The organism is Streptomyces sp. NPDC055078, from assembly GCF_053607985.1.
The window spans coordinates 1-6796 of sequence record NZ_JBSGUP010000447.1; the positions used below are offsets into that span (position 1 = coordinate 1).

Consider the following 6796-nt stretch of genomic DNA (forward strand, 5'->3'; position numbering starts at 1 on the left):
CCCCGGCGCCCGCCGCCAGCAGCGCCGCGGGCTCAAGGGCCCCGGACGGCGACTCGGCCACCAGCGACCGGAAGCCGCCGGCCAGCAGCGCGCAGCCACCCGTGACCGAAGCACCCGCCGTGGCGATCACCCGGATGCCCAGGGATGTCGCCCGCACCGCCACCACGACATCGAACGCGGCCGTCGCCAGCAGGGCCCACTCCAGCGGCGGCGCGGCGGCCGTGCCGCTCGCCGACCAGAGCGCCGGCGGGAGTTGGGCCGTCACCAGGGCCACCGGCAGGGGAATCCGCAGCGGGATCCGCAGCTTGTCCAGCGCGAGCCCGTACGCGGTCCAGAGCGCCGCCAGGACGCCCGTCGCCCACGCCGCGTACAGCACACCGTCCGTCCCGGACAGCGCCACCCGGTGCAGCGCGTAGGCGTCCAGCGCCATCAGGACGATCGCCAGCGCGGCCACCGACTCCGCCGTGGACGTGAGCCCCCGGCGCAGCAGTACGACGGGTGTCCCGAGCGCTGCCAGCGTGAGGGTGCCGAGCACCGCGGAACGGCCGCCGATCCCCATGTCGCCCCAGCTGACCAGCGTGAACGCGATCGCCGCGATGGCCAGCAGCACGCCGCCCAGCGCGAGCAGCAGATTCTGGACACTCGGCGAGGACGCCTCGGCGCCCGGCCCGGCCCGATGCGGCCCCTGTGGCGGGGTGGCCGCGTGGGCGTGCGGCGGGGTCGCCGCGTGGGCGTGCGGCGGGCGGACGGCCCCCGGCTGGAGCGCGGCGAGCAGCCAGGCCCGGCGGGCCAGCAACTGGGCCCTGCGGGCGTCCAGTCGGGACAGCTCGCGATGGAGGATCACGAGTTCCTCGGCCGGCGGCAGCGGAGGCGGAACGTTTCTCATGGTCGGAGTGTGGGCTCCGCCACACCGACCGGCATGGGCGCCGGTACTCAGATCGCGGGTGAGTACCGCTCCCCGCCGCCGGCGGGCGCGGACTGGAACCGTGAACGGGAGCAGGCTGGCACCACGAACAGGCGCAGACTGGAACCATGAACTGGTGCCACTACCGCTTCCGCAGCGTCTGGGACCTGACCGCCCGGCCCGACGCCGTCTACACGGTCCTCGCGCGCGCCGAGGAGTACCCCCGCTGGTGGCCGCAGGTCCGCCGGGTCACCCCGCTCGACGACGCCACGGGCACCGCCTGCGTCCGCTCCTTCCTCCCGTACGAACTCCACATCACCGCCCGCGCCGTGCGGCGCGACCCCACCGGACGCGTACTCGAAATGCGGATGGACGGCGATCTGGAGGGGTGGGCGCGCTGGACCCTGACGCCCCTCGCGGCCGGCACCCGGGCCCGCTACGACCAGGAAGTGGAAGTACGCAAACCGTCGATGAGACGGCTGGCGCCGCTCGCCCGCCCGGTGTTCCGCGCCAACCACGCCGCCATGATGCGCGCCGGGCGGCGCGGCCTCGTCGCCTACCTCGCCTCGGGAGCGGCGGCCCCGCGCCCGGCGGAGGGGATTTGAAGGCGGACGGCCGGGGACGGTATGGTCGGGGCGTTCCCGGGCGATTAGCTCAGTGGGAGAGCGCTTCGTTCACACCGAAGAGGTCACTGGTTCGAACCCAGTATCGCCCACCCGGGAAAGGCCGGTCCGTCATCGACGGACCGGCTTTCTGGTGTCCCGGGCCCGGTTGTCCCGGCCCCGGTGCGGGCGGTGTCCCCGTATACAGCTATACAGCTATACAGCTATACGGCGGTACGGGTCAGGCGGCGGCGGGCAGTTCGGGCCGCAGCGGCCACGCCGGGTCCACCGCCTCGGGCGTACCGCTGCGGGCGAACCACGCCTGGAGGCCCCGCGCCTGCGCCGCGTGCCACACCGCCTGGAGCGTATGCAGCTCGGCGGCGGACAGCCGCTCCAGCCGGGCCGTGAAACGGCGCCCCACCGCCCGCGTGACCTCCAGCGCCGCCAGCGCGTCCGCCGCCGCGTCATGCGCCCCGTCCAGCACCACCTCGTACTGGGCACACAGATCGGTCAGCGTGCGGCGGCCCTTGCGATAGCGGTCCAGCTGCTTGTCCAGCACCCGGGGATCCAGCACGCACAGCGGCACATGCTCCAGATAGCGGGACAGCGGCGTCGCCCGGTGGCGGCGCAGCTCCCGGTCGAGGATCGTCAGATCGAACGGTGCGTTCATCACCACCAGCGGGCGGGACGCGGCACACTGCTCGGCCAGCGCCCTCGCCACCTCCTCCATCACCGGCGCCGGCCACCTGCCGTGGCGCTGGAGATGGTCGTCGGTCAGCCCGTGCACCTCGGTCGCCGCGGGCGGCACCGGAAGCCCCGGATTGACCAGCCAGCGCGTCACCCGGGGCCGGGCGTCCGCCGCGTCCTGGACCACCAGAGCGGCCGACACTATGCGGTCCGCCTCGACATCGACCCCTGTCGTCTCCGTGTCGAACGCGGCCAGGGGGCCGTCAAACCAGTACTTCATCCCCGAACTCCTCGTGCCTGCCTGGCAGATGGCCAAGTCCCCCTGCCCGAATCGGTGATACCCGGGCTGTTTGCGCCGTACTCAGGGCGGTGACAACACAGATGACAGGGCTGACATCTGACGCCCTGTCCGGACACCCCTTGTCACATCCCTGTCACATCCATGCCGTGTGACCCCCGCCGCCGTAAGGACCCGGACGGACCCGGACGGACCTGTACGGACCCCTGTACGCAGATGTACGGACCAGCTCCACGGAAAGACGGACAAGCCGCACGGACGGCGATCGGCACAGCCCGGAAGGCACCAAGAGCCATGGCGCTCCCGCAGCCCGACTATGGGGGCACCTCCCGTGCCCGGAACCACGGGGGAGGGCTGCTGCCCCAGCGGCCCTCGGTAGTGCGGGGGGCGCTCGCCACCACCGCCTGTATGGAAACGCTTCAAGTCGGCTATCTGCACGCCGTCGCCGCCGCGGCCGGCTGCTCGCTCTCGCAGCCGTTCCCCGACAGCGGCATCGACTGGCATGTGAGCCACAGCTCGGCCGGTCATCTCGTCGACGACGAGGTGACCATCAAGGTGCAGCTCAAGTGCACGTATCAGATCCCACCGCACCGGGCGGGGTCCGGCTTCCCCCACTTCTCGTTCGTCCTCGACAACGAGCATCTGGTGAAGCTGGCCCGCACCCCGGTCGCGGTGCACAAGATCCTTGTGGTGATGCTCGTCCCCCGGACCCAGGACGAGTGGCTGCGGGCCGGTCACGACCGGCTCGATCTGCGGCACTGCTGCTACTGGACCAACCTGGCAGGCCACCCGGTGACGGGCAGGCGCAGGACCACCGTGCGGATCCCGACCTCACGGATCTTCGACGACCGGGCCCTCTGCGAGATCATGTCGAGGGTCGGGGCGGGAGGGAGACCCTGATGCACCGTCCCCAAGACGACTCCGTCCGGCCGCGCCCCACGGCGCGGGCCCCCGGCCGCGGGGACGGCGGCGGTCCGGACCCCGCCCGGATCGACCCCGCCGTCCTCGGCGCCCTGCTGGAGCGGCACGGCTGGCGGCGGCGCGGGGGACCGGCCGGCCGCTACGCCCGGTGGACCCCGCCCGGCGACCTCGCGGGCGGCACCAGCCTGCTCGTCCCCGAGAGCCGCGCCTTCCCGGACTGCGACGACCTCATCGGCGAGGCGCTGACCGCCCTGGCGCGCAGCGCGGCCCCATCGGCCCGCGAGGTGCTCGTCGGACTCACCGTGCCCAGCGACGAGATCCGCTGGTGGCGCGATGTGCCCCACGCGCCGTCGGGCGCCGTCCCCTGGAGTGTGCAGGAGCAACTGCGCGGCGCCGCCCGCCAGATGCTGATGGCGGGCGCGCTCGCCGCCCGCGGCCGGGCCGGGTACCACGGCGCCCGGCACAGGCGGCAGGCACAGGCGGCGCTCGGGGGAGTCCTCGTCGGACCCGCGCCGGGCGGCCGGGTGCTGACCGCGTTCGTCCCCGTCGAGGACGGCCGCTCGGTCATGGTCCGGCTCTACCACGCCCTCCAGGCCACCCGGGAGGCGGCGGACTACCAGCGGGCGACCGGCGGTATGCAGGCGTTCGACGCGGCCGTGGAGCTGGGGGTGAGCCGGGAGCTGACCGAGGCCGTCATCGCGCTGGTACGCGGCTCGGAAGGGGCCCGGATCGCCCTGGAGTGGTCGCCGGCCGCCGGCGTCCCCGACGGCTGCGCCGCCGTGGGCGGCCCGGTGGAGTTCTCCCCCGGCGATCTGCCCGCCCTGCGCGCCGCGGGGGCCCGCTATCTCCACGACGAGCCGTCCGTGCCGGTACGGATCACGGGCACCGTGGTCCGGATGCGCCGGGCCGGCCCGCGCGGACCGGGGACCGTACGGCTGAGGGTGCTGGCCGGGGCCGAGGTCCCGCATGTCCGGGTGGCGCTGGAGGAGTACGCGTACCGTACGGCGGGCCAGGCCCATCTGGTCGGCGTACCGATCCGGGTGGTGGGGCGGCTGGAGAGCCGCGGCGGCTTCCGGCGGCTCACCGACGCGTCCGATGTCACGCTCGTCCGGGTCGACGACGCCGAGCGGGACCGGCTGATGAAAGCCCTGAAGGAGGCTCCCGAGTACTTCGACGACACCTCGGGGGACTGAGCACGGGAGTGAGCGCGTGAGTGAGCGGGGGACTGCGCGGGGGACTGCGCGGGGCCACCGGCCGTTTCGCGGGCGCCCCCCTGGGCTCGGTACGATTCAGGCGCGCACAGCCTCCGCTGGCGCACCCCATCAGTCAGGAGAGTCCGGTGTCAGACGTCCGTGTGATCATCCAACGCGATTCCGAGCGGGAAGAGCGCGTGGTGGCCACGGGCACGACGGCCGCGGATCTCTTCGCCGGTGAGCGCACGATCGTCGCCGCCCGGGTCGCGGGGGAGCTGAAAGACCTCGCGTACGAGATCCGGGACGGCGAGGAGGTCGAGCCGGTCGGGATCTCCTCCGACGACGGGCTGAACATCCTGCGCCACTCCGCCGCCCATGTCATGGCCCAGGCCGTGCAGGCGCTGTTCCCCGACGCCAAGCTCGGCATCGGCCCGCCGGTCAAGGACGGCTTCTACTACGACTTCGATGTCGAGAAGCCGTTCACGCCCGAGGATCTCAAGGCCATCGAGAAGAAGATGCAGGAGATCCAGAAGCGCGGCCAGCGCTTCTCGCGCCGGGTCGTCAGCGACGAGGAGGCCCGCGCGGAGCTGGCGGCCGAGCCGTACAAGCTGGAGCTGATCGGGATCAAGGGTTCTGCGTCCAGCGACGACGGTGCCGATGTCGAGGTCGGGGCCGGTGAGCTGACGATCTACGACAACCTGGACGCCAAGAGCGGTGAGCTGTGCTGGCGCGATCTGTGCCGGGGCCCGCATCTGCCGACGACCCGGAACATCCCGGCGTTCAAGCTGATGCGCAACGCCGCCGCGTACTGGCGCGGCAGCGAGAAGAATCCGATGCTGCAGCGGATCTACGGCACGGCCTGGCCGTCCAAGGACGAGCTGAAGGCCCATCTGGACTTCCTCGCCGAGGCCGAGAAGCGCGACCACCGCAAGCTCGGCAATGAGCTGGACCTCTTCTCCGTACCCGACGAGATCGGCTCCGGCCTCGCCGTCTTCCATCCGCGCGGTGGCATCGTGCGCCGGGTCATGGAGGACTACTCCCGCAAGCGGCACGAGGAGGAGGGGTACGAGTTCGTCTACACCCCGCACGCCACCAAGGGCGCCCTCTTCGAGAAGAGCGGCCATCTGGACTGGTACGCGGAGGGCATGTACCCGCCCATGCAGCTCGACGGTGGTACGGACTACTACCTCAAGCCCATGAACTGCCCGATGCACAACCTGATCTTCGACGCCCGGGGGCGCTCCTACCGTGAGCTGCCGCTGCGGATGTTCGAGTTCGGCACGGTGTACCGGTACGAGAAGTCCGGCGTCGTCCACGGTCTGACCCGCGCCCGGGGCTTCACCCAGGACGACGCGCACATCTACTGCACCCGTGAGCAGATGGCGGAGGAGCTGGACCGCACACTCACCTTCGTACTGAATCTGCTGCGGGACTACGGGCTGACCGACTTCTATCTGGAGCTGTCCACCAAGGACCCGGAGAAGTACGTCGGGTCGGACGAGACGTGGGAGGAGGCCACCGAGGTCCTCCGTCAGGTGGCCGAGAAGCAGGGGCTGCCGCTGACCCCCGACCCGGGCGGCGCGGCCTTCTACGGCCCGAAGGTCTCGGTGCAGGCGCGGGACGCGATCGGCCGGACCTGGCAGATGTCGACCGTGCAGCTCGACTTCAACCTGCCCGAGCGGTTCAACCTGGAGTACACCGCCCCGGACGGTTCCCGGCAGCGGCCCGTGATGATCCACCGGGCGCTGTTCGGCTCGATCGAGCGGTTCTTCGCGGTGCTGCTGGAGCACTACGCGGGTGCGATGCCGCCGTGGCTGGCCCCGGTGCAGGCGGTGGGCATCCCGATCGGTGACGCGCATGTCGAGTACTTGCGGTCCTTCGCCGCCGAGGCGAAGAAGAAGGGCCTGCGGGTGGAGGTCGACGCGTCCTCCGACCGGATGCAGAAAAAGATCCGGAACCATCAGCGGATGAAGACTCCGTTCATGATCATTGTGGGTGACGAGGACATGAACGCGGGCACGGTGTCGTTCCGCTACCGCGACGGCACGCAGGAGAACGGCATTCCGCGTGACCAGGCCCTCGCCCGGATCGTTGACGTGGTGGAGCGTCGCGAGCAGGTGTGACACGGTCCCCGCCGGGGCGGGGGTGATCCGAAGATCCGGAAACATCACAAGCTCAAAGCACCGTCGGC

The 6796-nt window shown here is 71.7% G+C and carries 5 protein-coding genes, 1 tRNA gene and 1 pseudogene; 5 read left to right on the top strand and 2 right to left on the bottom strand.

Going from position 1 to position 6796, the window contains the following annotated elements:
- Positions 1–886, bottom strand: a pseudogene (locus ACWF94_RS28855) (SCO7613 C-terminal domain-containing membrane protein); the annotation flags it as partial.
- Positions 887–1032: 146 nt separating this feature from the next.
- Between ACWF94_RS28855 and ACWF94_RS28860 the strand changes: the two are divergent.
- Both ACWF94_RS28860 and ACWF94_RS28865 read left to right on the top strand, forming a co-directional pair.
- On the top strand, positions 1033–1509 hold the full coding sequence (locus ACWF94_RS28860; protein WP_453494737.1) for an SRPBCC family protein: 477 nt from the start codon (positions 1033–1035) through the stop codon (positions 1507–1509).
- Positions 1510–1547: 38 nt separating this feature from the next.
- Positions 1548–1619: transfer RNA gene (locus tag ACWF94_RS28865), tRNA-Val, on the top strand.
- 128 nt (positions 1620–1747) lie between these two features.
- Here ACWF94_RS28865 and ACWF94_RS28870 read toward each other — a convergent pair.
- Positions 1748–2473 carry an exonuclease domain-containing protein gene (locus tag ACWF94_RS28870; protein WP_453494740.1) on the bottom strand — a complete coding sequence of 242 codons (726 nt, stop codon included), beginning with the start codon at positions 2471–2473 and terminating at the stop codon, positions 1748–1750.
- A gap of 312 nt (positions 2474–2785) precedes the next feature.
- Between ACWF94_RS28870 and ACWF94_RS28875 the strand changes: the two genes are divergently transcribed.
- The 3 genes from ACWF94_RS28875 to thrS all read left to right on the top strand — a co-directional run bounded on the left by ACWF94_RS28875 (position 2786) and on the right by thrS (position 6728).
- The gene (locus ACWF94_RS28875; RefSeq protein ID WP_453494743.1) at positions 2786–3391 is read left to right on the top strand and encodes a DUF4365 domain-containing protein; all 606 of its coding nucleotides are present in this window, start codon (positions 2786–2788) and stop codon (positions 3389–3391) included.
- Positions 3391–4605 carry a hypothetical protein gene (locus ACWF94_RS28880; RefSeq protein WP_453494746.1) on the top strand — a complete coding sequence of 405 codons (1215 nt, stop codon included), beginning with the start codon at positions 3391–3393 and terminating at the stop codon, positions 4603–4605. Before ACWF94_RS28875 ends, ACWF94_RS28880 begins: the two co-directional genes overlap by 1 nt.
- A 146-nt stretch (positions 4606–4751) precedes the next feature.
- Complete coding sequence (gene thrS, locus ACWF94_RS28885) at positions 4752–6728, top strand: threonine--tRNA ligase (protein ID WP_453494749.1); 1977 nt, start codon at positions 4752–4754, stop codon at positions 6726–6728.
- Positions 6729–6796 lie beyond the last annotated feature (68 nt).

Excerpts from the sequence above, each read along its gene's own strand:
- ACWF94_RS28860 (WP_453494737.1), top strand. The coding sequence starts at position 1,033 with ATGAACTGGTGCCACTACCGCTTCCGCAGCGTCTGGGACCTGACCGCC.
- ACWF94_RS28870 (WP_453494740.1), bottom strand. The coding sequence starts at position 2,473 with ATGAAGTACTGGTTTGACGGCCCCCTGGCCGCGTTCGACACGGAGACG.
- ACWF94_RS28875 (WP_453494743.1), top strand. The coding sequence starts at position 2,786 with ATGGCGCTCCCGCAGCCCGACTATGGGGGCACCTCCCGTGCCCGGAAC.
- ACWF94_RS28880 (WP_453494746.1), top strand. The coding sequence starts at position 3,391 with ATGCACCGTCCCCAAGACGACTCCGTCCGGCCGCGCCCCACGGCGCGG.